Origin of the sequence: Marivivens donghaensis (assembly GCF_011806565.1) — a bacterium.
Lineage (GTDB): Bacteria > Pseudomonadota > Alphaproteobacteria > Rhodobacterales > Rhodobacteraceae > Marivivens > Marivivens donghaensis_A.
The window spans coordinates 1-1,523 of the sequence record NZ_JAATOP010000023.1 but is presented as its reverse complement, the minus strand read 5'-3'; the positions used below and the strand labels follow the sequence as shown (position 1 = coordinate 1,523).

The window sequence follows — 1,523 nt, the reverse complement described above, 5'->3', positions numbered from 1 at the left end:
GGCGGTTTCAACCCGCTGAAGGGCTTCCTGACCGAAGCCGATTATGACGGTGTTGTCGAAAACATGCGTCTGGCCGACGGCGCGCTGTGGCCGATGCCGATCAACCTCGATGTCAGCGAAGCCTTCGCGGAGACCGTCGAGATCGGTCAGGACATCGCGCTGCGCGATCAGGAAGGCGTGATCCTCGCCACCATGACCGTCACCGACAAGTGGGTGCCGAACAAGTCGCGCGAAGCCGAGAAGGTCTTCGGCGCAGACGATCTGGCCCACCCGGCCGTCAACTACCTGCACAACACCGCCGGCAAGGTCTACCTCGGCGGTCCGGTCACTGGCATCCAGCAGCCCGTGCACTATGACTTCAAAGCCCGCCGCGATACCCCGAACGAGCTGCGCGCCTACTTCCGCAAGCTCGGCTGGCGCAAGGTCGTGGCCTTCCAGACCCGTAACCCGCTGCACCGTGCGCACCAGGAACTGACCTTCCGCGCCGCCCGCGAAGCACAGGCCAACCTGCTGATCCATCCGGTTGTCGGCATGACCAAGCCGGGCGACGTCGACCACTTCACCCGCGTACGCTGCTACGAGGCTGTGCTCGACAAGTACCCGCAGTCGACCACCACCATGTCGCTGCTGAACCTCGCGATGCGTATGGCCGGTCCGCGTGAAGCCGTCTGGCACGGTCTCATCCGCCGCAACCACGGCTGCACCCACTTCATCGTCGGCCGCGACCACGCCGGTCCGGGCAAGAACTCGGCAGGCGAGGACTTCTACGGCCCCTACGACGCGCAGGATCTGTTCCGCGAGCACCAGGAAGAAATCGGCATCGAAATGGTCGACTTCAAGCACATGGTCTACGTGCAGGAACGCGCCCAGTACGAGCCGAACGACGAGATCGAGGATCGCGACAACGTCACCATCCTGAACATCTCGGGCACCGAATTGCGTCGCCGTCTGCGCGAAGGTCTGGAAATTCCGGAATGGTTCTCGTTCCCCGAAGTCGTCACCGAACTGCGCCGCACCTCGCCGCCGCGTTCGAAGCAGGGCTTCACCGTGTTCTTCACCGGCCTGTCGGGCTCGGGCAAGTCGACCATCGCGAACGCGCTTATGGTCAAGCTGATGGAAATGGGCGGCCGTCCGGTCACGCTTCTCGACGGCGACGTCGTGCGTAAGCACCTGTCGTCGGAGCTGGGCTTCTCGAAAGAGCACCGCGACATCAACATCAAGCGCATCGGCTATGTCGCATCGGAAATCACCAAGAACGGCGGTATCGCTATCTGTGCTCCGATCGCTCCCTATACCGCGACCCGCCGCGCCGTCCGCGAGATGATCGAAGCCTACGGCGCGTTCATCGAAGTCCACGTCGCAACCTCGATCGAGGAATGCGAACGCCGCGACCGCAAGGGCCTCTACAAGCTGGCGCGCGAAGGCAAGATCAAGGAGTTCACCGGCATCTCGGATCCGTACGAAACTCCGGTCAACGCCGAGATCGTCGTCGAAACCGAGAACGTCGACGTCGACAACTGCGC

General features: G+C 63.1%; 1 protein-coding gene. It reads left to right on the top strand.

The window, feature by feature from the left end:
• Positions 1–1,523, top strand: a 1,523-nt coding sequence (locus HCZ30_RS16480; protein ID WP_167639401.1) for a bifunctional sulfate adenylyltransferase/adenylylsulfate kinase, incomplete at both ends; no start/stop codon positions are given.